26 protein-coding genes, 4 tRNA genes and 1 riboswitch are annotated in these 22,241 nt (G+C 65.7%); of the genes, 11 read left to right on the top strand and 19 right to left on the bottom strand.

The window, feature by feature from the left end; genetic code table 11:
* Positions 1-6: 6 nt before the first annotated feature.
* Positions 7-1,416 (bottom strand): oxygen-independent coproporphyrinogen III oxidase, encoded by a 1,410-nt coding sequence (gene hemN, locus AC5P98_RS04180; RefSeq protein ID WP_041864131.1) that lies wholly within the window; start codon positions 1,414-1,416, stop codon positions 7-9.
* Between the two features lie 44 nt (positions 1,417-1,460).
* Positions 1,461-1,901: a group III truncated hemoglobin gene (locus AC5P98_RS04175; RefSeq protein ID WP_049404330.1), complete on the bottom strand. Its 441-nt coding sequence runs from the start codon at positions 1,899-1,901 to the stop codon at positions 1,461-1,463.
* A gap of 180 nt (positions 1,902-2,081) precedes the next feature.
* Here AC5P98_RS04175 and AC5P98_RS04170 point away from each other — a divergent pair, with 180 nt between their 5' ends.
* Positions 2,082-2,369 (top strand): hypothetical protein, encoded by a 288-nt coding sequence (locus AC5P98_RS04170; RefSeq protein ID WP_032959293.1) that lies wholly within the window; start codon positions 2,082-2,084, stop codon positions 2,367-2,369.
* A complete protein-coding gene (locus tag AC5P98_RS04165) occupies positions 2,366-3,421 on the top strand; it encodes a 4Fe-4S dicluster domain-containing protein (protein WP_049404324.1) in 1,056 nt (351 codons plus the stop codon). Before AC5P98_RS04170 ends, AC5P98_RS04165 begins: the two co-directional genes overlap by 4 nt.
* Positions 3,422-3,430: 9 nt before the next feature.
* Here AC5P98_RS04165 and AC5P98_RS04160 read toward each other — a convergent pair whose 3' ends face one another.
* Together AC5P98_RS04160 and AC5P98_RS04155 are read right to left on the bottom strand one after the other, a co-directional pair.
* On the bottom strand, positions 3,431-3,667 hold the full coding sequence (locus AC5P98_RS04160) for a hypothetical protein (RefSeq protein WP_005416001.1): 237 nt from the start codon (positions 3,665-3,667) through the stop codon (positions 3,431-3,433).
* Positions 3,668-4,026: 359 nt separating this feature from the next.
* On the bottom strand, positions 4,027-4,230 hold the full coding sequence (locus AC5P98_RS04155; protein WP_014646673.1) for a helix-turn-helix domain-containing protein: 204 nt from the start codon (positions 4,228-4,230) through the stop codon (positions 4,027-4,029).
* 111 nt (positions 4,231-4,341) lie between these two features.
* On the opposite strand from AC5P98_RS04155, the gene AC5P98_RS04150 reads away from it, so the two are divergent.
* A complete protein-coding gene (locus AC5P98_RS04150) occupies positions 4,342-4,743 on the top strand; it encodes a helix-turn-helix domain-containing protein (RefSeq protein ID WP_005415999.1) in 402 nt (133 codons plus the stop codon).
* Between the two features lie 22 nt (positions 4,744-4,765).
* A riboswitch (Fluoride riboswitch) is annotated at positions 4,766-4,829 on the top strand.
* Positions 4,830-4,910: 81 nt separating this feature from the next.
* Complete coding sequence (gene crcB / locus AC5P98_RS04145; protein WP_049404321.1) at positions 4,911-5,303, top strand: fluoride efflux transporter CrcB; 393 nt, start codon at positions 4,911-4,913, stop codon at positions 5,301-5,303.
* Between the two features lie 3 nt (positions 5,304-5,306).
* On the opposite strand, the gene AC5P98_RS04140 is transcribed toward crcB, so the two are convergent.
* Positions 5,307-6,140: an AraC family transcriptional regulator gene (locus tag AC5P98_RS04140; protein WP_032959295.1), complete on the bottom strand. Its 834-nt coding sequence runs from the start codon at positions 6,138-6,140 to the stop codon at positions 5,307-5,309.
* 134 nt (positions 6,141-6,274) lie between these two features.
* Between AC5P98_RS04140 and AC5P98_RS04135 the strand changes: the two genes are divergently transcribed.
* A complete protein-coding gene (locus AC5P98_RS04135) occupies positions 6,275-6,769 on the top strand; it encodes a DUF6265 family protein (RefSeq protein WP_049404319.1) in 495 nt (164 codons plus the stop codon).
* Positions 6,770-6,827: 58 nt separating this feature from the next.
* Here the strand turns inward: AC5P98_RS04135 and AC5P98_RS04130 are convergent, their stop codons facing one another.
* Positions 6,828-7,238, bottom strand: coding sequence for an SRPBCC family protein (locus tag AC5P98_RS04130; protein WP_032959298.1), 411 nt, complete (start codon positions 7,236-7,238; stop codon positions 6,828-6,830).
* 20 nt (positions 7,239-7,258) lie between these two features.
* On the bottom strand, positions 7,259-8,278 hold the full coding sequence (locus AC5P98_RS04125) for an aldo/keto reductase (protein ID WP_049404317.1): 1,020 nt from the start codon (positions 8,276-8,278) through the stop codon (positions 7,259-7,261).
* Between the two features lie 103 nt (positions 8,279-8,381).
* On the opposite strand from AC5P98_RS04125, the gene AC5P98_RS04120 reads away from it, so the two are divergent.
* The gene (locus AC5P98_RS04120; protein ID WP_049404314.1) at positions 8,382-9,299 is read left to right on the top strand and encodes a LysR family transcriptional regulator; all 918 of its coding nucleotides are present in this window, start codon (positions 8,382-8,384) and stop codon (positions 9,297-9,299) included.
* A 10-nt stretch (positions 9,300-9,309) separates the two neighbouring features.
* Here AC5P98_RS04120 and AC5P98_RS04115 read toward each other — a convergent pair whose 3' ends face one another.
* The gene (locus AC5P98_RS04115; RefSeq protein ID WP_234413140.1) at positions 9,310-9,783 is read right to left on the bottom strand and encodes a P-loop nucleotide/nucleoside kinase family protein; all 474 of its coding nucleotides are present in this window, start codon (positions 9,781-9,783) and stop codon (positions 9,310-9,312) included.
* A 294-nt stretch (positions 9,784-10,077) separates the two neighbouring features.
* Between AC5P98_RS04115 and AC5P98_RS04110 the strand changes: the two genes are divergently transcribed.
* On the top strand, positions 10,078-11,151 hold the full coding sequence (locus tag AC5P98_RS04110; protein WP_049404310.1) for an alpha/beta hydrolase family protein: 1,074 nt from the start codon (positions 10,078-10,080) through the stop codon (positions 11,149-11,151).
* A 175-nt stretch (positions 11,152-11,326) separates the two neighbouring features.
* Here the strand turns inward: AC5P98_RS04110 and AC5P98_RS04105 are convergent, their stop codons facing one another.
* From AC5P98_RS04105 to AC5P98_RS04085, 5 genes are all read right to left on the bottom strand, one after another.
* Positions 11,327-11,596 (bottom strand): hypothetical protein, encoded by a 270-nt coding sequence (locus AC5P98_RS04105; RefSeq protein WP_032959304.1) that lies wholly within the window; start codon positions 11,594-11,596, stop codon positions 11,327-11,329.
* 217 nt (positions 11,597-11,813) lie between these two features.
* A complete protein-coding gene (locus AC5P98_RS04100) occupies positions 11,814-12,728 on the bottom strand; it encodes an ADP-ribosylglycohydrolase family protein (RefSeq protein ID WP_014646667.1) in 915 nt (304 codons plus the stop codon).
* Between the two features lie 121 nt (positions 12,729-12,849).
* Positions 12,850-12,923: transfer RNA gene (locus AC5P98_RS04095), tRNA-Cys, on the bottom strand.
* Between the two features lie 66 nt (positions 12,924-12,989).
* Positions 12,990-13,065 (bottom strand) — tRNA-Gly (locus AC5P98_RS04090).
* A gap of 142 nt (positions 13,066-13,207) precedes the next feature.
* Positions 13,208-13,283 (bottom strand) — tRNA-Gly (locus AC5P98_RS04085).
* Positions 13,284-13,413: 130 nt separating this feature from the next.
* Between AC5P98_RS04085 and AC5P98_RS04080 the strand changes: the two genes are divergently transcribed.
* The gene (locus tag AC5P98_RS04080; protein WP_049404598.1) at positions 13,414-13,815 is read left to right on the top strand and encodes a hypothetical protein; all 402 of its coding nucleotides are present in this window, start codon (positions 13,414-13,416) and stop codon (positions 13,813-13,815) included.
* Positions 13,808-14,257, top strand: coding sequence for a hypothetical protein (locus tag AC5P98_RS04075; protein ID WP_014646638.1), 450 nt, complete (start codon positions 13,808-13,810; stop codon positions 14,255-14,257). Before AC5P98_RS04080 ends, AC5P98_RS04075 begins: the two co-directional genes overlap by 8 nt.
* Before the next feature lie 2 nt (positions 14,258-14,259).
* Here the strand turns inward: AC5P98_RS04075 and AC5P98_RS04070 are convergent, their stop codons facing one another.
* The 6 genes from AC5P98_RS04070 to AC5P98_RS04045 all read right to left on the bottom strand — a co-directional run bounded on the left by AC5P98_RS04070 (position 14,260) and on the right by AC5P98_RS04045 (position 20,174).
* Complete coding sequence (locus AC5P98_RS04070) at positions 14,260-15,174, bottom strand: HlyD family secretion protein (protein ID WP_049404600.1); 915 nt, start codon at positions 15,172-15,174, stop codon at positions 14,260-14,262.
* A complete protein-coding gene (locus AC5P98_RS04065) occupies positions 15,171-15,899 on the bottom strand; it encodes an ABC transporter ATP-binding protein (RefSeq protein WP_049404602.1) in 729 nt (242 codons plus the stop codon). The genes AC5P98_RS04070 and AC5P98_RS04065 overlap by 4 nt, the downstream gene beginning before the upstream one ends.
* 10 nt (positions 15,900-15,909) lie before the next feature.
* Positions 15,910-17,049: an ABC transporter permease gene (locus AC5P98_RS04060; RefSeq protein WP_049404603.1), complete on the bottom strand. Its 1,140-nt coding sequence runs from the start codon at positions 17,047-17,049 to the stop codon at positions 15,910-15,912.
* The gene (locus tag AC5P98_RS04055; RefSeq protein WP_049419512.1) at positions 17,046-18,509 is read right to left on the bottom strand and encodes a TolC family protein; all 1,464 of its coding nucleotides are present in this window, start codon (positions 18,507-18,509) and stop codon (positions 17,046-17,048) included. Before AC5P98_RS04055 ends, AC5P98_RS04060 begins: the two co-directional genes overlap by 4 nt.
* 366 nt (positions 18,510-18,875) lie before the next feature.
* A tRNA-Gly gene (locus AC5P98_RS04050) sits at positions 18,876-18,951 on the bottom strand.
* A gap of 116 nt (positions 18,952-19,067) precedes the next feature.
* A complete protein-coding gene (locus AC5P98_RS04045; protein ID WP_032959319.1) occupies positions 19,068-20,174 on the bottom strand; it encodes an NAD(P)/FAD-dependent oxidoreductase in 1,107 nt (368 codons plus the stop codon).
* Between the two features lie 984 nt (positions 20,175-21,158).
* Between AC5P98_RS04045 and AC5P98_RS04040 the strand changes: the two genes are divergently transcribed.
* The gene (locus tag AC5P98_RS04040) at positions 21,159-21,905 is read left to right on the top strand and encodes a hypothetical protein (RefSeq protein WP_012112309.1); all 747 of its coding nucleotides are present in this window, start codon (positions 21,159-21,161) and stop codon (positions 21,903-21,905) included.
* A gap of 118 nt (positions 21,906-22,023) precedes the next feature.
* On the top strand, positions 22,024-22,236 hold the full coding sequence (locus tag AC5P98_RS04035) for an AlpA family transcriptional regulator (RefSeq protein ID WP_012112310.1): 213 nt from the start codon (positions 22,024-22,026) through the stop codon (positions 22,234-22,236).
* Positions 22,237-22,241 lie beyond the last annotated feature (5 nt).

Below are 22,241 nucleotides of genomic sequence, written 5' to 3'. Positions count from 1 at the left end.
TACACCTTAGATTGCACGCGAGTAACGCGGCTGCTCATGCGCCGCGCGCAGGTAGGGGTCGAAACACATCGCCAGCAGCCGCAGCAGCGGCCGACCCGGCTCGCTGGCGCGCACCACACCGTCGCGGTATTCGGCCAGGCCGTCTTCCTGCAACCGCTGCACCGAACGCAGGTCCTCGGCGAAGTACTGCTCGAAATCGACGCCATGGCGCTGGCCCAGCACGGCACCGTCCACCTCGCCCTGGCACATCAGCTGCTGGATGAGTTCAGCGCGCAGCTGGTCGTCGGCGCTCAGTGCCACGCCGCGCCAGACCGGCAGCTGGCCCTGGTCCACCGCGTCCTCCCACGACGGCAGGTCACGCGGATTCTGGCTGTAGGTGGCACCGATATGACTGATCGCACTCACACCCAGGCCGAGCAGGTCGGTATCGGCGTGGGTGGTATAGCCCATGAAGTTGCGATGCAGCTGGCCGGCACGCTGCGCGCGTGACAGGTCTTCTTCCGGCAGTGCGAAATGGTCCATGCCGATGTACTGGTAACCCGCAGCAGAAAGCTTCTCCACCGCCAGGCCCAGCAGCGCCAGCTTGTCTTCCGGTGAAGGCAACCGGCGCTCGTCGATCTGCTTCTGCGCGCGGAACAGGTGTGGCAGGTGTGCGTAGCCATACACCGCCAGGCGATCCGGTCGCAATGCCAGCACTCGTTCCAGGGTGCGGCCGAATCCCTGCAGGCTCTGTCCAGGCAGCCCATAGATCAGGTCGACGTTGACAGAGCGCATGCCGCTGTCGCGGCAGGCATGCAGGATGTCCAGCGTCTGCTGCACGCCCTGTATGCGGTTGATCGATTCCTGCACATGCGGATCGAAATCCTGCACGCCCAGGCTGGCCCGGTTGAAGCCCAGCCGCGCCAGCATGGCGACATCGCGGGTATCGATGAAGCGCGGATCGAGTTCGATCGAGAAATCGCGCTGCGGCGAATCGCTGAAATCGAAGCGCCGGCGCAGCCCCTCCACCAGCGTGGTCATCGCCTCGGCCTCGAGGAAGTTCGGCGTACCACCGCCCAGATGCAGCTGGATGACCTCACGGCCGTCCTCGAACTGCGGCGCCAGCAGGTCGGCCTCGGCCAGCACGCGCGCGACGTAGCTGTGGCCCCGACCGCGGTCGCGGGTGATCACCCGGTTGCAGCCGCAGTAGAAGCAGGGGCTGGAGCAGAACGGCACATGCACGTACAGCGACAGCGCGCGCGCCAGCTGGTTGCTGTCGGCGATCGCCTGGCGCAGCGCCGGCGCGTCGAAGCCATCGTGGAAGTGCGGCGCGGTCGGATACGAGGTGTAGCGCGGCCCCGGCCGGTCATGCCGGCGCAGCAGGTCGGGGTCGAAGGTCCAGGCCAGGCCACCGGCGGCGGGAGAGAACGTGTCCATGCCGCCAGCATCGCGCCGGACGGCCATGACCGCCTTGACCCAGATCAATCGCGGGTGGGGATTCCCAGCACCGGCAGACCCACCTGCGGCCAGCGCAGCATCTGGTAGCGCTTCCAGAAGGTGTCACCGATGCGCGCGGCGACGTCGTTGGCCAGCTCCTGCATCGGCGGGTTGCCGCACTCGGCGGTGGTGATCCGGAACAGCACCAGCCAGCGATCGAACAAGTCCTTGTCCAGCTCGATGGCCATGTGCTTGGACATCGGCGAGCCCTTGAAGCGGCGCGTGCCGCGCAGCATCGCCGACCAGAAATCGACCAGCTGCGCCAGATGTTCCGGCCAGTCGTGGACATGCGCCTGGAACACCGGCCCCAACCGCTCTTCCTCGCGCACGCGCGCATAGAAGTCGTGGACCAGGCGGGACACTTCCTGCTCGGTGCACAGCCCGGGCGAGGCGACGGGCAGGACAGGTGGCGGTATTGCGTTCATCGGGGGTACCCAAAGCGTGCCGGCAGTGTGCCGCAGCCGGCCGGCACCGCCGTTGATCCAGATCAATGTCGGCGCAGTCCGCTGCACCTAGGCTGCCACGATTGCAGGAAGCATGCCCTGCGGACGCTGCGCCGGCCTCGGCGGAGTATACGCGCCGCCCTCATTCCGATCCGGGACAGCATGAACAGACCCTCTCCCAGCCGCCGCCAGCAGCTGATCCAGCACTGGGGCGCCATCCTCTGGCCCAGCTTCATCGCTGCCGGCCTGGCCAGCGTGGTGTTCTTCGCCTTCGTCGACCCGCTGCGGTTGCAGGCGATCAGCTTCCCGGGCACGGCGATCAGCCGTGAACTGGGCTATACGGCAGGATTCTTCATGTTCTGGTCGGTGACCGCACTTTCCAGCGCAGTCACCTGGTACCTGCAGCGGCCCCTGCCGAGCGATGACGACGACGAGCTGCCGCTGGGATGAGTACGCCCTGTACCGGAACCGGAACCCCACGCCCCTGGCGTTGGCGCGGCGCGCTCAGCGCGCTCTTGCTGGTCCTGTTCTATGCCCTGCCATGGCTGCGCTGGAATGGACACCAGGCCCTGCTGCTGGACATCAACGCACGGCGCTTCGACCTGTTCGGCTGGAGGTTGTGGCCCGGCGATGTCGGCGTGCTGATCGGGTTGCTGGCGGTGCTGGCGGTGGGCCTTGCGCTGCTCACCCACCTCGCCGGCCGCATCTGGTGCGGTCATGCCTGCCCGCAGACGCTGTGGCGTCGTGCCTTCGACTGGATCGCGCACGGCATGGCCAAGGTCTTGCCAGTGCCAGCCGTGCGCCCGGCCACCCAGGCCGCGTGGGGGCTGCTGTCGCTGTGGACTGGCATCACCTTCGTCGGCCTGTTCAGCCCGATCGCCGGACTGCTGGCCGCCGCGCCGCATGCCGGCTGGAGCGGCTGGGAAACATTCTGGGTGCTGTTCTATGCCGCCGCCACCTGGGGCAATGCCGGCTTCCTGCGCGAGCAGGTGTGCCGTTCGCTGTGCCCGTTCGCGCGCATGCAACCACTGCTGATCGATCCACATACGCCACGCATGCTGTACGACGCGCGCCGCGGCGAACCGCGCGGCATGCGCCCTCCGGGCATGGGGGGCGTGCTCGGACGCGGACGCGGCCTGCTCGACCCGACCACCGCACAGGACTACGTGTTCCGCGCCGCACATCCGCTGCTGGCCGGACCGATGCCCACCTTCAGCGCCGATCGCCTGGGCGACTGCACCGACTGCGCCGCGTGTGTCAGCGCCTGCCCGATGCAGCTGGACATCCGCCAGGGACCGCAGGCCGATTGCCTGGCCTGCGGCGCCTGCCTGGACGCCTGCTCGCGGCAGCAGCACCAGGCCGGTTTCGGCCCGGGGCTGGTGCGCTACTGCAGTCCGCAGGCCATGGCCGGGCAACCGCGGCAATGGTGGCGACCGCGGACCCTGGCACTGCTGTCGATGCTGCTGGCGCTGTTGGCCTGTGGCGCCTGGCGCCTGCTTTGAATCAACGGGTCAACGCGGCCCATTGGCGTGCGGCGGCACCAGCTGCGCACGTCGGACGATGCCGAGCTGTTCGATGATCAGCGCCATTTCATTGGTGACTTCGGTACGCTCGGTCCCCTGCGGGACCAGGCGGTCCAGCACCTGCTGGTAGGTATCCCAGAACGCCGGACCGCATCCGTGTTTGTGATAACTGGCTTCCAGTTCGCGGCGTACCCGTTCAGCCAAGCCATGCATGCCGTATTCCATACGACCTCCGTTGGACTTGTTCTGCATCGTTGACGGTCTACCGACTCACTTGCGAGCTACTGAAAGACTCCCGGGCTTCACGCCCGGTTGATGCCAATTAGTCATAGATTTCACGACAGGTCAATTACATGCAGCGACTTTCGTGATCGAAATTATTAATCGTTCACGAAACCACATACGGGATGACAGGCTTCCCGGATGGGCCGGAGCCGACAACCTACCCGATTCCTCCAGCCTCTGCCCTGGTAGGCCTCATCGATAGCCCGACCCCGTTCCATCGAAGTTTCCTATGTTGCTAAGCATACTTAGCAAATGGCACTTAGAGTGCTATATGCGACAAAAGGCGGCGCAGTTGAGGCTTATTCGCCCTGCGTGGCTTCAGTTGCCGGGAACAGGTTGGGATAGCGCTGATGCAGGATGTATTGGCGTAACGCAGGAATCGGGAAATCCTTGGGCCATTGCGACACTGCAGATCGGCTTATGCCAAAGAAGCGCGCCAGTTCGGCATCGGTGCGGAAACCCAGCCGGGTGCGCACCTGCCCCTTGCTCCAGAATTCGGTCACGGTCGGTCCTTCTGTTAACCAGACTTATTCTTGGAACAAGGGATCTTTGCGATCCACGCGTTAAGCTGGCTTGCATAGATGAATACTCTCGGCCAACGACTCGCCATTGCCATGAAGAAAGCCGGGCACCCTCGCCCGGCCGATCTGGCCCGCGCCGCCGATTCGACGACGGCAACCATCAGCAACTGGCTCAACGACCACGTCAGCCCCGCCCATGTGAAGGCCGAACAGCTGTTCCGCATCGCCGATGCGGCCAAGCTGGACGCGCGTGAACTGCTGTATGGCGTGAGCGGGCTTGGCGTCGGTGAGCGGGGCAATACCTATATCCCCAGCCAGGCCCATTTGGATGTCTGGCAGGACGCCTACGAACTGGTCAGCCATCTGGTGGAAGAGAAGGGCCTGGAGATCGACCATCGCCGCCACGCGGCCCTGGACCTGCTGGCCTTCGAACTGCTGATGGACGGCTTCAGCCGCAGCAAGGTCATCCGGGTGCTGACGACCTCGATGACGTGAATGCGCTACCGCTGGTAGCATGGTCGCCGATGGGGATGGGGCTCCCCCGATAACCGCCTGAAAGGGCTGATGGCTCCTGCCAGGACGAACCGGCGTTCGTCGATGGCAGGCCGTGCCTGCCCTCGGCGTTCGCCATCGAATCAGCGAACCCGTACCCGAGGCACGTGATGCACGCATTGAACAACTACTTGCTGGTCTTCATCGGCGGAGGGCTCGGCGCCTGCCTTCGCCATGCCTGCAACCTGATCGGTGCGCGGGTGGCAGTCGGCAGCCCGTGGCCATGGTCGACCTTCCTGATCAACATCAGCGGCGCGCTGCTGATGGGCGTGCTGGTCGAAGCCTTCGCCCTGCGCAATGGCGCCTCGCCGCAGCTGCGCCTGCTGCTGGCCACCGGCGTTCTCGGCGGCTACACCACGTTCTCCACCTATGCGCTGGAAATCGGCGTGCTGCTGCAGCGCGGCCAGCACGGCCTGGCAGCGTTGTACGCCGGCGGTTCGGTGGCACTGGGCCTGGTCGGCCTGTTCGGTGGCATGAAACTGGCCCGGCTGGTGCTGGGCTGAGGCTCAGGCGGCGCCGGCGCGGGCCTGCCCACGCCACTCGCGCGGCGACTGCCCGGTGTGCGCCTTGAATGCGCGCGACAGCGCGGCTTCGCTGCCGTACCCCACATCGTCGGCAATCCGCTTGAGCGGTCTGCCCTGGCGCAGTGCCTGCTGCGCCAGGCCCACCCGCCAGCCCTGCAGGTATTGACCGGGCGTGGTGCCCATCGCCTCACGGAAACTGGCAGCAAACACGCTGCGTGACATGCCGGCGACCTCGGCCAGGTCTTCCAGGGTCCAGGACTGTGCGGGCGCCTCATGCATCGCCACCAGCGCCAGCCGCAGCCGCGGATGCCCCAGCCCGGCAAACAGGCCGCCACGCATCTCGCCCCCTTCCATCAGCTGCCGCAGCACCTGGATCATCACCACCTCGAACAGCCGGTTGACCATCGCCGCACGCCCGCAGCGCTGCTCGAAGGCTTCCTCGAACAGCAGTTCCAGCGCTGCGTTGCCGCCGTACAGATCGGCCAGCGGCAGGCAGATGAAATCGGGCAATGCGGCGCTGATCGGGTTGAGCCGTCCACCCTCGAAATGCAGGTTGGCGCAGGCCATGTCGGCGCCGTGCTGCGGATCGGTGCTGAACCGATGCGGCATCGGCCGCGGGTACAGCAGCAGGCTCGGCACCTCGACCTGCACGGTCTGCTGGCCGTGGCTGACCTGCAGCGGGCCACGTCGCACCAGGTGCAACTGCCCGGCTTCATCCTCGCCGTCCAGCGTGTTGATGCCGCACAGCGCGCCGGCATGGAACACCGAGGCGGTGACCGAAAAACGTTCCAGCAGAATGGCGAGACGGTCGACCATGACGGGACTCCGGATCAAGCGAGACGAACTCAATGCGACAGATCGTATCGGATTCGGCGGTTGAGGGGGCGGCACTGGCTGAGTGATCCGTCGAACGCTATACAGGCCGCACATCCCCGCGCATGGAGGCACTGATGTCGATCCGCATCGCCCTGGCCCTGTTGCCACTGCTGCTCGTGGCCCCGCACGCCCTGGCCGCTCCGTCCTCGAAGATCGACCACCTGGCGTGGCTGGCCGGTTGCTGGCAGCTTGATGGCCAGCCGGCCGGCGCCGGCGAGCAGTGGTCCACCCTGGCTGGAAACACCCTGTTGGGCAGCAGCCGCAGCCTGCGTGACGGCCGCACCGTGGGTTTCGAGTTCATGCAGCTGCGCCAGCATGACGACGGCCGCCTGGTGCTGACCTCCCTGCCCTCCGGCCAGAACGCCACGGACTTCAACGCCACCCGCGTCGATGCCAACGAGGCAGTATTCGAGAACCCGGCCAACGACTTCCCGCAGCGCATCCGCTATCGACGCCTCGATGAACAGCGCGCGCATGCGCGCATCGAGGTCGCGCAGGACAACCCGAAACAGGCCCTGGACTTCCCGATGCATCGCGTTGCCTGCGGTGGACCATCACCCACCCACTGAAATACAAGCGCCCCGGACTGGCCGGGGCGCCTGCATACGGTCAACACCACACGGACATTCACCCGGCCAGCGTGGTTTCCAGCGCCTTCAGGCCATCGCGGTAGATACCCTCGAACAGCGCGGACGCTTCTTCGTTGCTGACGCCCATCGGAGTGAACTCACCGGACCAGTCGATCCGCGAACCGCCGCCCTGCTCGACCACACGCAGCGTGGAGCGATAGCCGGTAACCGGGAACGGCGCCTGCAGGATCGAGTAGGTGTAGCTGCGATCGGCCTGGTCGAAGGCTTCCAGGCGCTCGACGATGGCATCGCCGTCGGGATTGGCCAGGTGGCGCACGCGACCGCCATCGCTGAGCGTGCTCTGGGGAATGTACGGAAGCCAGTCGGGCAGCGAATCGAAGCCGCCGATGAGGTCCCAGACCTGGTCGGCCGGGGTCGGCACGGTGATGGATACAGAAGCAGTTGCCATGGGAAGGTCTCCTTCGTGACTCAGATGTTGTCGATCGGCAGCGGGGCGTTGGCCGCAACCAGGCCCTGGGCGCGCAGTTCCTGCCAGAACCCGGCCGGGGTGATTTCCTTCAGTGCGGCGTCGTCTTCGGCGATGCGCTCGGGACGGCTGGCGCCCGGAATCACCGCTGCCACTGCCGGGTTGGCCAGCGAGAACTGCAGGGCGGCCGCCTTGATGCTGATGCCGTACTCGGCCGCGACGGCCTTGATGCGCTCGACCCTGGCAAGGATCTCAGGCGACGCCTTCTGGTACTCGAAGTGGCTGCCACCGGCCAGCACGCCGGAGCTGTACGGACCGCCGACCACGATGCCGGTGTTGCGTTCGGCCGCCTTCGGCATCACCCGCTGCAGCGCACGCTCGTGGTCGAGCAGCGAGTAGCGGCCGGCCAGCAGGAAGCCGTCCGGACGGGCTTCGTCCAGATCCAGGGTCAGCTCGATCGGCTCGACACGGTTGACGCCCAGGCCCCAGGCCTTGATCACGCCCTCCTCGCGCAGGCGGGTCAGCACCTTGAAGGCGCCGCGGCGTGCGGTCTCGAAGTACGACAGCCACTCATCGCCGTAGAAATCCTGGGCGATGTCGTGCACCCAGACGATATCGAGACGGTCGGTCTTCAGGCGCGTGAGGCTGTCATCGATCGAACGCAGGGTGGCATCGGCCGAGTAGTCATTGACCAGCTTGTTGGGGCGGCCGGCGACGAACAGGCCGCCCTTCTCGCCAAGATCGCGGGCGCTGGTGTCTTCCACTTCGTCCAGGATCAGGCGGCCGACCTTGGTGCTGAGCACGAAGTCGTCGCGGTTGCGCTTGGCCAGCGCGTCGCCGAGCCGGATCTCGGCCAGGCCGGCGCCGTAGAACGGGGCGGTATCGAAGTAGCGGGTGCCCTGTTCCCAGGCCGCGTCCACGGTGGCCTGGGCCTCGGCTTCCGGGATGTCACGGAACATGTTGCCCAGCGGCGCGGTACCGAAGCCGAGGGCCTTGCCAGCCAGCAGAGTGTTGATGCTCATGGGGTTCCCCTTGGGGACGTTGTTGAGGTTGAGGCATAGGCTAGGCTTGCCCAATAAGACTGTCCAAGACATAATTTGTCCATCTTGAGTCCCGGACGGTCTTATGCTCGATCTCCGCCAACTGCGCTATTTCGTGGCCGTCGCCGAGGATGAACACGTCGGCCGCGCTGCCGAGCGCCTTCACATCTCCCAATCCCCGCTCAGCCGGCAGATCGCGCAGCTGGAGGAACGGCTGGAACTGCAGCTGTTCGAACGCTCGCAGCAGCGCATCCGGCTGACCGCCGATGGCCGCACCTTCCTGGCCGAGGCACGCGCCCTGTTGACCCACGCCAACCGGCTGGAATCGCTGGCACGCCGGCTCGGCCGCGGCGACGAGGGCGGCCTGTGCATCGGCTACCTGGAGTACGCGATGCACTCCGGCGTATTGCCCGCCGCCCTGCGCGAACTGCGTGGCGACCGTCCTGCCGTACACATCGCGCTGTACAACCAGCAGTCGGACACGCAGCTGGAAGGCCTGCGGCAACGCAGCCTGGACATCGCCCTGGTCTGCGAACCCCCCGCGTTCGACGATCCGGACCTGGAGGCCACGCAGGTGCTGAACGATCCAATGCTGCTGGCGCTGCCGGCCGGCCACCCATTGGCCAGCGCAGAGACCATCACGCCAGAGGATCTGGCCAGCCAGCAATGGATCGGCGTGATGCACAAGGAAAGCGCGCTGCGCCATGACACCTTCATCGCCGCCTGCGCGAAGGCCGGCTTCACCCCGACCATCGCCATGGAGGCGACCGAGCCGCTGGCCGCACTCGGTCTGGTCGCTGCTGGGCTGGGCCTGACCACCCTGCAGCGCAGCCTGGACCACCAGGCACCGCAGGGCGTGGTACTGCGCGAGCTGCCGTGGTTCAGCTACCGCACACCGCTGTGGGCGGCCTGGCACCGCATCAACCTGCGCCCGCTGGTCGAGACCTTCCGCAGGACGCTGGTGCAGACCGCAACCGAGGGCAAGCCGGCCTTCGTCGACTGAACTGACCGCGCTATGCCGAGCCTGCCTCGGTGTAGCGCATCACCGCAAAGCCCTCTTCCGCGGCCGGTGCAACGAAGTGGCGGGTGATCTGTGCGAACTCCTCATCGCTGGCCTGGAACGGATGCTCACCGCGCGCATTGCGCGCACGCAGCCGCGCCTTGCAGAGCTCGTCGGCAACATCCAGGAAATGCAGCTGGTGCGCGGCTCCCTCCGGCTCGAACAGCTCGCGCGCCCATGCCCGCGCGGCCGGCGTGTTGAAAGGGAAATCGAGCACCACCGAGACGCCCATGCGCAGCAATGTGCGCAGATGATCGGCCAGCACATTGCGCAACGTGGCTGCACGCTGCAGATAGTCGGCAATGGAATGGATTTCGCCCGGATACAGCGCCGCCAGCCAAGTGTCTTCGCTGATCAATACGTGGCGCGGCTTCAACGCCAGCTGCTGCGACAGGGTGGATTTGCCGGCACCGATCTTGCCGCACACCAGGTGCAGGGTCGTTCGATGAAAGGTCGTGCATCTGCATTCTCCTTGGTGGATTCATTACCCGGGAGAGCGCTGCATGCGACCCGCCTTCCCGGGCAGGTTGCTTGGCCGTGATGACCGCGCGCTACCCCGCCTTCCCGTGGGGAATGCGGATAATCGACGCGATGCTGTGCAGAGCCATGCCGCCAGCGTAGAGCGCAGCACCGCCGACCGGCAATGCCCTGCGGCACTGCAGCGCGCGCAAGGTTGTGCGGGGATCTATGCTCGGCGCCATTCCCGCATGGAATGACCCCGATGCGAACCTTGTTTCGATGTGCGCTTGCCCTCTGCCTGCTGCCTTGGATGGCATCGCTGGCTGCACCACCGCCGGCACCGCGCACGCTCAGCGGCGAGCTGCAGGGCGCACCGTGGCGGCTGGATGTTCCGGCCAGCTGGAACGGCGACTTGGTGATGCTGGCCCATGGCTACGAACCGGTCGGCATGCCACGCACCGCACCCATGGCGGCCAATGACAGCACCGCGCCACTGCTGGCAGCAGGTTACGCCGTCGCGCAGAGCGCCTATGCCAGCCAGGGCTGGGCGGTGGCCGATGCGATCACCGACATGGAACGCCTGCGCCAGCAGGCAGTGGGTGAACTCAAGCATGTCCGCCACACCTGGATGCTGGGATTCTCGATGGGCGGCGCCGTGACCATCGGCAGCCTCGAGCGCTTCCCGCAGCACTACGCCGGTGGCGTGTCGCTGTGCGGCGCCAATCTCGGTGGCGAACAGATCGCGACCGATCTGCTGACCACGCTGGTCGCATTCGATTACTTCTTCCCCAAGGCCGATGGGCTGCCGCCCGCCGGCCTGGTATCGCGCGAAGCCGCCGCGCTGCCACAGGGCGAGTTGTACCAGGGCATCGCCAATGCCCTGCAACGTGATCCGTCGCACGCCGCAGTGCTGGCGCGGCGGCTGCAGGTGTCCCCTGATGCACTGGCCGGCACCATCAGCCTGCACGCGCTGGTGCTGCACGAACTGGCCACGCGCAGCGGCGGCATGCCGGTCGGCAACCTGGGGGTGGTGTACAGCGGATTCGGTGACGACGCCGCATTCAATGCCGGTGTTCAGCGCATCGATCCCGTGCCTGCGGCACAGGCGCATGTCCGCAACTCGCTGGCAATCACCGGCGCACTGAAGCGACCGCTGGTGATCCAGTTCAACCACAACGACCCGACCATCGTGCCGCACATGCAGACGGCGTATCCGCAATTGGCCGCACGGGCTGGCGCACGCCCGCTGCCACGCGTGTTGCCGCCAGTGGGCGAAGGACATTGTGGTTTTTCTGGGGCACAGGTGGTCGACGCCTTGAAAGCAGTGCAACGCTGAGTCCACCGCGTGCCGCAACGCATCACCACCGTGCCGGAAGGGGCTGCTCGGGTGGCGTGTGTCGTTCAGCCGCCAAGGCCTCGGCCTGACCGGCATGGTGCTGCACGATGGACGCCGCCCGATCGGCATGCAGGGCCAGGCGCTGACCGTGCGAGCGCAACCATGACGGGCCCAGTCAGCCGCCCAGCGTGCCCATTGTGAAGGTGTAGCCCGAGCTCATCAGGAATTCGCGCATGCGCATTTCCGCGCGCCGCGGTGAGGCCAGGCTGGCCGGCGCATACAGCGCATACACCAGGCCCGATCCCTCGATATGCTCGCGGCGGACCTCGCAGCGGGCGGTTTCCGAGGCAATCACCCATCCGTCCTTCAGCCGCTCCGGCCCGATGGATTGCCCGTTCTTCAAGCGAAAGGTCAGCCAACGCACATCTGCCATGACTTTGCTCATTTCCGTTTCGCTCCGTGGCTGAAGCGACGCGTGATGTCCTTGCTCGCCATTGCGGCTCCCTGAGACGTGGAACCTGACCATAGCGCCTTTCCATGTCGTGGCCGGCTGAGACTGGCGGCCGCGGCATGCGAGCTGCCGCACGGTTTCCCTCGCGGCGTCGGAAATGGCGACGGCAGGGAGCGTCCTGCAGGCGCAGTTCACAGGCAGGGAACCCGACTCACGCAGCGCGGTCGCTGCCCTGGTTCAAGGCGTGCAGCGCATCGGCCAGCGCCTGGATTTCGGCACGCAGGGCCAGCCGCTGCAACCACCGCCCGGGGATTCCGCGCGCACCATGGAATGCGCCCGCCAGCTGCCCCGCGATGGCGGCCGTGGTGTCGGCGTCCTCGCCAAGATTGGCCGCCTCGAGTACGACGGCTTCAAAGGTGTCGTGGCGATCAAAGCACCAGAGTGCAGCTTCGACACTGTCGACAACATAGCCATTGCCACGGATCTGCTCACGCGCGGCACCGCGGTAGCCGCCCGCCGCGATCTGCTGCAGCCGCGCGCTCTCGACGGGGACATTGCTGAGATCCAGCACCGCGTCACGGGTGCCACCTGCCAACGCCCGCTCCAGCGCGACCGCCAGCAAGCGGCACGCCTCCAGGCACTCCTGCGCAGCGTGCGTCGTTCGCGAACTCAGCTCGGCCATTGCCTGCAGGTCGGGGGTCCCGGCGTAGCGCAATGCCACCGGCGCCAAACGCATGATCGAGCCATTGCCAGCGCTGCGTGGGTCGTCACTACCCGCCAGCGGATGGCCATCCTGCAGGAACCGGTCGATCGCAGCCCGCGTTGCCATACCGATATCGAAGCACTCGCCGGTCGCACTCCAGTACCCATGCCGGTACCAGTTGGCGTAGCGGTTCATCTGATCGTGCACATCGAAGGTGTCACAACGCACCAGGCTCTCGGCCAGGCACATCGCCATGGAGGTATCGTCGGTCCATTGCCCCGGCTGCAGTTGGAACGGCCCACCACCCACCATGTCGGTGATCGGGGTGAAGCTGCCACGAGGCTTGAACTCCAGCGTGGTACCGACGGCATCGCCGCACGCGAGGCCGAGCAAGGCGCCGCGGAAGTGATCAATCTGGTTCATCAGACCAGTGTAGCGCCACCGGATCCGCCATGACTGGCCGCCAGGCCGCGCAACGATCGCGCAAGCGGGAAAGCAATCGTAGCCAACAAAAAAGCCCTGACCGGAGTCAGGGCTTTTCAATTGGAGGCCTCAAGCGGAATCGAACCGCTGTAAACGGATTTGCAATCCGGTGCATAGCCACTCTGCCATGAGGCCAACGTACTGCGCGCCAGGAACGGAACCCTGACAAGACAAAACCCCATGATGGGGCCTGTCGGAACATGGAGCGGGAAACGAGACTCGAACTCGCGACCTCAACCTTGGCAAGGTTGCGCTCTACCAACTGAGCTATTCCCGCGTAAGCCGACATGCTACCGGAAATCCGGAAAACACACCAGCGATTTCACCTTTCTGACTGCGCGCAAAGCCTTGCGGCTCAACGTGCCCCGCCTTGCCGTGGCGGGAGAAAAACAAGGCCCCTACCGGGGCCCTGTAGAATCTGGAGCGGGAAACGAGACTCGAACTCGCGACCTCAACCTTGGCAAGGTTGCGCTCTACCAACTGAGCTATTCCCGCAGATTCCGTTCGACCTGCGTCGAAGGAGCGCTATTGTGTCCAAATTCCTTCACGCCGTCAACAGTCTTCACATCATGCGGTCACGGGCGTCCGCAGTGGGGTACGCTGCCCCGCCCGGCCCCATGCGCCCATGCTCCTTCGCGGCACGCCTCTGTTGATCGCCCTGCTGCTGCATCTGCTGGTGGCCCTGCTGTACTGGGCGCTGATGCCGATGGGAATGAACTGGTATCGCGACCATTTCGGTTTTGCTTCACATCGTGACATCGGCCTGGGCATCGCCCAGTTCCATCTGTTCTGGATGTTCATTGGCGCCCAACTGCTGATCGCAGTGTTGCGGCCATTGTTCGCCAAGCTGCTGGTGCTGGCGGCGCCGCTGGCGTTCGCCAGCTGGACGCTGATGCACGACCATCCGCTGCGCCTGGTGTACTTCACCGTTGGACCTGGCCTGCTGGCACTGGCCGCAATCGCCGCAAGCCTGCGCTATTCGTCGCGGGCAACCTCCCGCTACACCACGGACACCACCGATGCCTAGACGTTACATCCGCCTGTTCTGGCTGCTGGTCGCGCTGACCTGGCTGGCGCTGATCGCCGCACTGGTCAATGCCGGCTTCACTCCGGACTACTGGCTGCTGCACCACCTGGAAGGCGCCGAACTGCCCTACCCGACCAGCACCGTCATCGTCTTCGCGTTGCTGGGCACCGTCGAACTGGTGGTAGCCGCCTTGATCGTGCGGCCGTGGAGACTGAAACGCCTGTGGCTGCGCCTGCTGATCGCCTTCGCCCTTCTGCTGCTGTGGTCCGTGCCGTGGATGCTGTCGGCGATGCATCAGCCGCCGGTACAAGGCATGCATCTGCTGTGGCTGCTGCTGTTGGACGTGGGCCTGCTGCTGGCGCTGTGCATGGTGTCGGCGGTGAGCGCGTGGCGGGCGTTCAGGCGTCGAGGGCGCGCGGATGCGCCCCCGTTGCAGCACTAGGCCTACTTCCGGAACTCCACCCGCACATGCTGGCCGAAGCGCGCCTTGGCCTCGCCATCGAACTCCAGCACGCACTCCACCACCTTGGCCACGCCACGCCCCGCGTCTTCAGGCAGGCGAGCCTGCGCGAACACCGGGCTGATGCGTACCACGCGTGCGGTCGGCAGCGTGCCGGTGTTCTCGGCACCATCGCTGTCCGGTACCACCGTCGCCTTCATGCCTACCTGCACCGCATCGGCATAGGCGGCACTGAGTTCGGCACGCACCTGCAGCGGGCGTGCCGGCAGCAGCGAGATCGCCGGCTTGCCGGCCTGCACGAAGGCACCCAGGCCCGGCACCTGGCCGACCACGGTGCCGGCTTCCGGCGCGCTCAGCGACATCTGCTGCAGTTTCAGCCTGGCGTGTTCCAGCTTGTGCTGGGCCATGTCGACCTGCGCACCGGCCACGTCGACATCGGCGCGTACGCCAGCCAGCTGCTGCTTGGCCGCATCGGCCTGCTGGTTGGACGACACGCCTTCGCTCGCACCCGTGGACAGGCGGGTGGCATTGCGCTCCAGTTCGCGCAGCTGCGCCTGGCTGCCCTTCAGGCGGTCATTGGCCAGTGCGAGATCAGCGGTGGCCATCGCCACTTCCTGCTGCAGCAGCGCACCGTCCAGCGACAGCAGAAGCTGCCCCTTCTTCACCGTGGCGCCCTCCTTCACCAACGCGGCGGTGATCGAACCATCCACCGGCGGCGCCAGCGCGATCAGGCCACCCTCGACATCGATGATGCCGCGCGCCACCGCAACCTTGCCGGCGGTGGCAGTGCTGGCTTTACCTGCAGGTGCCTGGGCGGGCGCGTCCCTGGAACAGGCGCCGAGCAGCAGTGCCGCGGACAGGGCCAGGCTGAGGGGAAGCAGGTGCGACGTCTTGGTCATGGGGCGGACTCTACGGTTTCGTTCTGGCGGCGGTCATCACGGACCATGCCGTCTTCCATGGCGATCACCCGATCGGCATGCCGGATCAGGCGCGGATCGTGGCTCACGCACAGCACGGTGGCGCCATGCGCACGTGCGTAGCGGTGCAGGATGTCGATCACGCGCTGGCCGTTCTCGGCGTCCAGCGCGCTGGTGGGTTCGTCGGCGAAGATCAGCGTCGGCGACTTGGCGAAGGCACGGGCGACGGCCACACGCTGCTTCTCACCGCCGGACAGCTGCGCCGGGCGCATGTGGCTGCGGTGGCTGAGGCCCACTTCTTCCAGCGCCTTGCGCGCCAGCGGCTCGCTTTCGCGATTGCGCATGCCGCGGTAGCCCAGCGGCAGCTGCACCTGCTCCAGCGCAGTCAGTGCCGGGAACAGGTTGAAGCCCTGGAACACGAAGCCGACATGGTGCAGGCGGAAGCGCTCCACCTCGCCGCGGGTCATGTGGCCCACGTCCTGGCCCAGCGCGTGCACGCGACCGCCATCCGGCGCGGACAGGCCGGACAGCAGCGACAGCAGCGTGCTCTTGCCGCACCCCGAAGGGCCCGAGACCAGGGTCAACTCGCCCGGATAGATGTCCAGCGACAGGCCGCGCAGCACCGGCACCTGCATATCGCCGGACATGAAGCCTTTTTCCAGTGCGTCGGCCTGCAACGTGGGGGCGACGGCATGTTTGGAGGTCATCGGCCGGTCCTCAACGCAGCAGCAACGATGGATCGGAGCGGACCACACTGCGTACCGCCATGATGCTTGACAGCATGGCCATCACCGCGACCAGCGCCACGCAGCCGATGATGACCATCGGCGTCAGCTGCACCGGCACGCGCTGGGACTGTGCGATCAACAGCACGACGGTACTGAACGCCGCCGCCAGCAACATGCCCACGCCACCGATCAGCAATGCCTGCTCGAATACCACCCGTGCCAGCGCGTAGCGACCTGCGCCGAGCGCGTTGAGCGTGGCGTACTCGCGCACCGAACCAGCCACCACCGAGGCGAACGACTGGTTGGTGATCACCGCGCCGACGAAGCAGACGATGACGGCCATGAACAGCACCGCGATGCCGGCGCCGGTGTCAAACAACCAGTACTGCTGCGAACGGCTGGCGAACGCCGGCGCGGTCCAGAACTCGACCGGCGTGGCTTGGCCCATCGACGCAGCGAGGCGGTCGCGCACGCGGTCGGCCAGGTCCGGCGAGCGCAGGCCCGCCACGAAATAGGTACTACCCTCGTGCGGATCGGTACTGGCGATGGCACGCGCGGTATCCAGCGAGGCCAGCACGTTGACGCCACCGAGGCCACGCAGGCCGGGTTGCGCGGCGACCACGCGCACCGCCTTGCCGTTGATCCATGCACGGTTGTTCTGCAGGTCCACGCCCAGCGTATCCAGGTCGGCGCTGTCGACGATCACCGCCCCCGGCTCGCGCAGCTGCGCGCGCAGGCCGGCAGGCAGGATGCGCGCGAACATCATTGCGTCATCGCCGGTGGAGATGCCGGACAGGTACACCGACACGTTGCCGGTACCCTGCGCACCCGAGCGCCATTCGCCATCGACCCACTCGTAGGGCTCGACGCGGGTGACATCCGGGTCCATGCGCAGGTGGCTTTCGACGTCCGCGCCGATCGCATGGCCGTAATTGACGCTCTGGGTGCCGGGGAAACCGGCCCAGATGTCGGCCGAGGACGCTTTCACGTAGATCGCAGCGGTACCGAAGATGCCCAGCACCAGTGCCGCCTGCACGATCAACAGCACACCGGCGAAGCACATCGCCAGCACCACCGGCAGGAACCGGCGCCACTCATAGGCCAGGGTCTTGCGGGCCAGCGCGATCATTGCGATTCGCCCTCACCCTCGACAGGCAACGGAGCTCCACCGAGGGCGCGGTAGAGCGACGCAAAGGCCAGCACGCGCGCACCCTGTGCACCGATCAGGTCGGCCTGCGCGGCGAGTGCCGCACGCTGCCCATCAAGCCCGTCGAATTCGCTGGACAGGCCCAGCTGCACCTGCCGCGCCTGCCGCTTGACCTGTTGCCCGGCGGCATCATCGGCCGCGCGCAGCGACTGGATGCTGCTGTCCTGGCGCGCCAGGCTGCCGAGCGCGCCTTCCACTTCGCTCACGCCTTCCAGCACCGCCTTGCGGTAACCCAGCAAGGCGGCATCCAGCTGCTTTTCATCGGCATGGAAGCGTGCGCGGCGCTGGCCCCAGTCCCACAGCGGAATATCGATGTACGGGCCGATCGACGGGCTCGAATCGGAATTGGAGCGGGCGTTCTGGGTGAGGTTGTAGGCGTACAGGATGGAGCCACCGAGGCTGACACGCGGATACATCGCGGCGCGTGCCGAACCCTTGCTGGCAGCAGCCTGCATCACCTCCGATTCGGCCAGCAGGATCTGCGGCCGATGGCGCAGCAGATCGGCCGGGACCTGCTGCAGCGAGAAGGCACCCAGCGTCGGCGGCGTGCGATAGGCACGCCAGGCCAGGTCCGGGCCATCGCGTCCCAGCAGCAAAGCCAACGCACGGGCCGCGTTGTCCGCGTTTTCCCGTGCCTGCGCCGTGGCCGCGCGGGTGGCGGCCTGACGTACACGCAGGCGATCAAGTTCGCCGGGCTCATCAAGGCGCAGGCGCTGGCGTACCAGAGCCAACTGTTCGCCGCGATCGTCCACCGCCTGCTGGCGGGCCAACAGGTCCTGCTGGGCCTGCGCCACGGTCAGATCCAGATAGCTGCGCACCACGTCGGCGATCACCGCGACCTGCGCGGCACCACGCAGCGCCTCGGCATTGCCGGCCGACGCCTGTGCACTCAACTGCGCGCTCTCGGCGGCGCCGAACAGGCCCAGGTCCCAGATCGCTTCGATACCCGCGTGGAAGTAGGTGTCGACCGCAGCGGCATCCTGCACCTGCTTGGCGCTGGCCGTGATTTCCGGCAGGAAGCGCGAATCGGACGTGCCGGCGACAATCCGCACGGCCTGCAGGCGCAGCGTGGCCTGCTGCAGGTCGAGGTTGCCGGCGATGGCCTGATCGACCAATCCATCCAGCGCTGGGTCGGACAACACTTTCCACCACTGCTTGGCGTCCACCGCCACGCCCTGGCCCTGCGGCACCTGGGTCCAGGTGCAGGGCGTGCGATCAGGCAGATCCGGAACCGGCACCGACATGCAGCCCGCCAATGCGAGACTTGCGAGCAGCGCGCCGGGTCGCAGCACTGCCTGCAGGGAGAGTCCGCGCCCCGTCCTGGGCACTGCCACTGAAGTGATACGCCTGACCACCAGCCCGCCAACGTGTAGAAGGAGCATGAAGGCTACCGTGCGATTGTGGAGCGAACATGGAGAAATGGTCCGAAAAAGGTCACAGCACGCGTGCGGTTCAGGCAACGCCGGCGCAGGCCTTTCGCCAGCCTTTCAGTGCCTGCAGCAGGCGGAACACTGGTGCGGATTCCAGGTCATTGCGTCTGTTGCAGCCCCTCGTGCCAGGTGCTTCCGATCGTCCCCACGATCGCTGCGCCCCCCGTCATGACGATTGCGACACCAATGTCGGAATCGCCCCCAGCTGCAGACTTACCACGCCCACCATGAAAATGTCGTGGCCCGCCTGTAGCGACCCGCCTGGCCAACGTCATGACAAACGAAAAACGCCCCCTTGCGGGAGCGTTTTTCTGATTCTGGAGCGGGAAACGAGACTCGAACTCGCGACCTCAACCTTGGCAAGGTTGCGCTCTACCAACTGAGCTATTCCCGCAGATTCCGTTCGACCTGCGTCGAAGGAGCGCTATTGTGTCGATATTGCTGCACGGCGTCAACAGGAATTTTCACGTGAACCGAAGGACGGCGTTCAGGCGCCCCTGCCTGCTCGCTTTACGTGCGCAGGCCACGGCGGTGGAAGTAGACCTGCTCGGCGATGCGCCGCGTGGCCCCCGTGTGCAGCAGTGCGTTGAGCGGCCAGTCGGCCTGCAGATGGTCCATCGCCCAGCGCAGCAGGCGCTTGCCATGGAATGCCGGCGCCACCTGCCGCGCCACCCGTTCCGCTTCCGGCCCTTGCCCACGCAGATGGCGGGAAATCGCCTCGCCGACCGCCCAGCCGTGCCGCCACGAGGAGTGGATGCCGCCGGCGGACAGCGGCGAGACGATGCCTGCCGCGTCGCCGGTCAGGATCACGCGTTGGCCGGTGAAGGGCCCATCCGGCCGGCCGCACGGGACCAAGCCGGCGCGGGTGGCCGAGGGACGCGCCGAAGGCGGAATGCCGACCACATTGCGCACGTGGTCGAGGAAGCCATCGATATCCGGCGGCCGTACCTGTTGCGGGTCATGACGCAGCGCCAATCCCACCTGCAGCCCGGTCGGATTCTGCGCGACCCAGCCGATGTAGCCCGGTGCGTAGCGCTTGCTGACGAAGCAATGCAGTGCATCGCCCTGCGACACCTGCAGGCCGGCGAACTCACGCTCGACGCCGTAGAGGTTGTCACGCACCTGGCCAAGCCCGGTGCGTTGTGCCACGCGCGAGCGTGCACCATCGGCACCGACCAGATAGGCGCAGCGCCCTGCCCCTTCTACCTGCCAGCCGTCACCACTGCGATGGGCGTCGGTGAAGGACTGTTGCAGGCGAAGGTCGACGCCATTCGCGCGCAGCTCACGGGCCAGCCAGCGCATCAGGTTCGGCGTATCGGTGGTGAGGAAGTAATAGCCCGGTGCGGCCAGCAACACGCTGCGAAGGTTCGGCGCATACAGGCGCACGTTTGCGACCCGCTGCACCAGATGCTCGGGCATGCGCCCCAGCCAGGTCTGCTCCATCGCTTCCTTCACCACGATGCCGGTGGTGTGCAGGCGCTCACCGGGGTCGGCCTTGCGTTCCAGCACGCAGACGCGCAGCCCGTACTGGACAGCGGCCAATGCGCAGGCGGCACCGGCGAAACCGGCGCCGACGATGACCACATCGTGGTCGTAAGCAGAGGATTGATGAGGCATCGCGGCATCGCCGGGCTGGAACGGAGATACAGCTTCGCGAGCACGCGTGGTGAGGCGATGGGGTGGCGGTGAAGCAGGGATGAAGTGCCCTGCACACAAACGAAAAACGCTCCCTTCCGGGAGCGTTCTTCTTGAATCTGGAGCGGGAAACGAGACAGGCACTAGGGCGCTAAATCCTTGTTTCCCAATCACATTCTTCGCCGCCGTGAGCAGCGAAGGCCTGAATTATAGCCTTGTTCTTCGCCCTCGGCAACAAAACTCATCCAACAACTTCCATCAGCGTCCAAGGACTGCCATTTCATCCCCTGACAACCGACGCAGAATACACGGCTACCAGAGGCCCGCCCCTGCAACGCCGCTCGACACTCAGGTCTCCTTGCGTCAGGAATGGCATCAGCATCGAACGTTGAGACCGCGCTTGGTTTGATGCCGTGCGCACCACAGCCCAAGGCTGTTCGTGATGAAGGCCAAGCGGCGAGCAAGGAAAGATGGGGCGCATGTTCACATCACCTGGTCAGCTGGCGACCGTGTGGGAGCGGCGCGCAACAGCCTCAAACTGGCCACAGCCCAGGATCGCTGGATGCTATGTCGATATATCAGGATGCCAGAACAAGCATCACACGCGCGGTTTTCTCTGCGTCCCTCTGGACGTTGAGCAACGACTGCGCCCCAGCGCGACTTGTGAAACCGTAGGGATATCAGACCATAGCGAATCGGTCTTGATACGCCTGACGCACCCCATGACGCTGGCACCGTGAGCGCCATTGTCGAGCGTGCTTCTTCCTTGTTACTCGACGGGCCGGCAACTGGTCGATTCTTGCACATTGAGCAAGAGAGGGCCACCTGTGGCGGATGCCATGATCTCGTCCGCCCACGTTCCGGGGCATTCGTCCCTGGCATCCGCCACAGGCATAACGACACAACAGCCCTTGGCAGGGCGAGAAAGGAGCCGGTGATGTAGCGCTTCCGAAAGGAGACGAAAACATGCACAAGGAGCCACCATTATCAAAGGTGTTCTATCGTCCCATCGAAGCTGCCATACGGTGGGCTGGGTTGTTGCGGTACAAGGCGTCGATCCTCGCCTCGATCGCATCACCGCGGTGCCTGCCGCAGACATTGGACTGCCCGCGATGGAACGAGTGTCGGCTGTACTCGGAACGCATCTACGACGGCATCCTCAACTCGGAACTGCCCTTTGGCAAGAACGGGATCACGCTCAATGACCCAGAGTTGGTGAGTTCACCCGATCTGACCATCCGCCACGTCGATCTGAAACGCTGGATGCGCACTCACTATCCTGAGCATCGACCCGGATTCCTGTTCAGCCGCAGCGAGCGCATGGCGCATCCCTCCATCACCCTGGAAACAGGACAGGCAATCCTGCTGGAACGGCAGGCTCTGCAGGCCGCGCTGGACCATAGCCGGCGTGAGATGCGCAAACTTCAAGCGCAACACGAAGCCTTGCTCAAGCAGTCCGCGGTGCTGTTGGCATCCAAGCAGTGCGCGATCAGTGATCGAGCGGAGACCACGTACCTGAACATCATCGGTGGCATGCTGACGCTGATGCTGGGTCAATCCCCATCGGGTGTGCCGTACTCCAGCTTCAAGACGCAGGAGGCAATCGTCACCGCATTGCTCGCCCACTATGGCGGCACCATGGGCATCACGGAGCGAACCTTGAACGGCAAGTTCGCCAACGCCAGGAAGAATGTGCGTAGCGCAGCCGCGTGAATTCTTCCATCTTGTATGTGCAGTCTCGGAGATTGCATTTGCAATGTCTTTTTGCAGCCATGTCTATTGAATAGAGGTCACGCCAACAAACGCCACTGAGCGTTCAGGAGTGACCGCCATGTCGCAAGTACCTGTACTGCCACCGCACGAGCGCCGCATCCTGCGGCTCGATGAAGTTGAAGCGAAGTCCGGCTTCAAACGCGCCCACATCTACAACCTGATGAAGAAGCGCCAGTTTCCACAGGCGTTGCGCCTTGGCGTGCGCGCGGTGGGCTGGGATTCGGTCGAGATCGATCAGTGGATCGCCGAACGCCTTAACAACCGCACCTGACTCGC

Source organism: Stenotrophomonas sp. YJH_SMC_135 (genome assembly GCF_059372355.1).
The sequence above is the reverse complement of the archived record's forward strand: the minus strand, read 5'-3'. Positions and strand labels throughout refer to the sequence as shown.

What these genes read in the sequence shown, in the direction of transcription:
- hemN (WP_041864131.1), bottom strand. Translation starts at nt 1,416, where the DNA reads ATGGACACGTTCTCTCCCGCCGCCGGTGGCCTGGCCTGGACCTTCGAC.
- AC5P98_RS04175 (WP_049404330.1), bottom strand. Translation starts at nt 1,901, where the DNA reads ATGAACGCAATACCGCCACCTGTCCTGCCCGTCGCCTCGCCCGGGCTG.
- AC5P98_RS04170 (WP_032959293.1), top strand. Translation starts at nt 2,082, where the DNA reads ATGAACAGACCCTCTCCCAGCCGCCGCCAGCAGCTGATCCAGCACTGG.
- AC5P98_RS04165 (WP_049404324.1), top strand. Translation starts at nt 2,366, where the DNA reads ATGAGTACGCCCTGTACCGGAACCGGAACCCCACGCCCCTGGCGTTGG.
- AC5P98_RS04160 (WP_005416001.1), bottom strand. Translation starts at nt 3,667, where the DNA reads ATGGAATACGGCATGCATGGCTTGGCTGAACGGGTACGCCGCGAACTG.
- AC5P98_RS04150 (WP_005415999.1), top strand. Translation starts at nt 4,342, where the DNA reads ATGAAGAAAGCCGGGCACCCTCGCCCGGCCGATCTGGCCCGCGCCGCC.
- crcB (WP_049404321.1), top strand. Translation starts at nt 4,911, where the DNA reads ATGCACGCATTGAACAACTACTTGCTGGTCTTCATCGGCGGAGGGCTC.
- AC5P98_RS04140 (WP_032959295.1), bottom strand. Translation starts at nt 6,140, where the DNA reads ATGGTCGACCGTCTCGCCATTCTGCTGGAACGTTTTTCGGTCACCGCC.
- AC5P98_RS04135 (WP_049404319.1), top strand. Translation starts at nt 6,275, where the DNA reads ATGTCGATCCGCATCGCCCTGGCCCTGTTGCCACTGCTGCTCGTGGCC.
- AC5P98_RS04130 (WP_032959298.1), bottom strand. Translation starts at nt 7,238, where the DNA reads ATGGCAACTGCTTCTGTATCCATCACCGTGCCGACCCCGGCCGACCAG.
- AC5P98_RS04125 (WP_049404317.1), bottom strand. Translation starts at nt 8,278, where the DNA reads ATGAGCATCAACACTCTGCTGGCTGGCAAGGCCCTCGGCTTCGGTACC.
- AC5P98_RS04120 (WP_049404314.1), top strand. Translation starts at nt 8,382, where the DNA reads ATGCTCGATCTCCGCCAACTGCGCTATTTCGTGGCCGTCGCCGAGGAT.
- AC5P98_RS04110 (WP_049404310.1), top strand. Translation starts at nt 10,078, where the DNA reads ATGCGAACCTTGTTTCGATGTGCGCTTGCCCTCTGCCTGCTGCCTTGG.
- AC5P98_RS04105 (WP_032959304.1), bottom strand. Translation starts at nt 11,596, where the DNA reads ATGAGCAAAGTCATGGCAGATGTGCGTTGGCTGACCTTTCGCTTGAAG.
- AC5P98_RS04100 (WP_014646667.1), bottom strand. Translation starts at nt 12,728, where the DNA reads ATGAACCAGATTGATCACTTCCGCGGCGCCTTGCTCGGCCTCGCGTGC.
- AC5P98_RS04080 (WP_049404598.1), top strand. Translation starts at nt 13,414, where the DNA reads ATGCTCCTTCGCGGCACGCCTCTGTTGATCGCCCTGCTGCTGCATCTG.
- AC5P98_RS04075 (WP_014646638.1), top strand. Translation starts at nt 13,808, where the DNA reads ATGCCTAGACGTTACATCCGCCTGTTCTGGCTGCTGGTCGCGCTGACC.
- AC5P98_RS04070 (WP_049404600.1), bottom strand. Translation starts at nt 15,174, where the DNA reads ATGACCAAGACGTCGCACCTGCTTCCCCTCAGCCTGGCCCTGTCCGCG.
- AC5P98_RS04065 (WP_049404602.1), bottom strand. Translation starts at nt 15,899, where the DNA reads ATGACCTCCAAACATGCCGTCGCCCCCACGTTGCAGGCCGACGCACTG.
- AC5P98_RS04060 (WP_049404603.1), bottom strand. Translation starts at nt 17,049, where the DNA reads ATGATCGCGCTGGCCCGCAAGACCCTGGCCTATGAGTGGCGCCGGTTC.
- AC5P98_RS04055 (WP_049419512.1), bottom strand. Translation starts at nt 18,509, where the DNA reads ATGCTCCTTCTACACGTTGGCGGGCTGGTGGTCAGGCGTATCACTTCA.
- AC5P98_RS04045 (WP_032959319.1), bottom strand. Translation starts at nt 20,174, where the DNA reads ATGCCTCATCAATCCTCTGCTTACGACCACGATGTGGTCATCGTCGGC.
- AC5P98_RS04040 (WP_012112309.1), top strand. Translation starts at nt 21,159, where the DNA reads ATGCACAAGGAGCCACCATTATCAAAGGTGTTCTATCGTCCCATCGAA.
- AC5P98_RS04035 (WP_012112310.1), top strand. Translation starts at nt 22,024, where the DNA reads ATGTCGCAAGTACCTGTACTGCCACCGCACGAGCGCCGCATCCTGCGG.